The organism is Flavobacterium sp., assembly GCF_003525665.1.
In the GTDB taxonomy this organism is placed as follows: Bacteria; Bacteroidota; Bacteroidia; order Flavobacteriales; family Flavobacteriaceae; genus Flavobacterium.
In genome coordinates, this window is the sequence record NZ_DQDX01000124.1 from 6,264 (window position 1) to 6,536 (window position 273).

A 273-nucleotide genomic window follows, 5' to 3' on the forward strand; every position below is an offset into this window, starting at 1 on the left:
AAAATAGAGTTTTATATAAAAATGAAATTTTTGAAATGGAAACTGGAGAATTAAAAATTACTGGAGAAGCAATTTTAATGAATAAAAAAAGTTATGTATGGTAGCTTATTTCAGAAAAAAATAATTTTCTAAACATAAACAAAATTAAAACAAACGTAATCAAATTTGCATAGAAATAGGCTTGTAAAACTCCTTCAACTGCATTAGTTTTTAGCAAATAATAGGATAATAAAAAATACGATAAATTAAAAATGATTTCTCCAATAAAATACT

At 21.2% G+C, this 273-nt stretch carries 1 protein-coding gene; it reads right to left on the bottom strand.

Features of this window, described 5'->3' with window-relative positions:
* Positions 1-91 precede the first annotated feature (91 nt).
* Positions 92-273: hypothetical protein (locus DIU01_RS08920; protein ID WP_290833629.1), on the bottom strand; the 182-nt coding region annotated here is incomplete at its 5' end.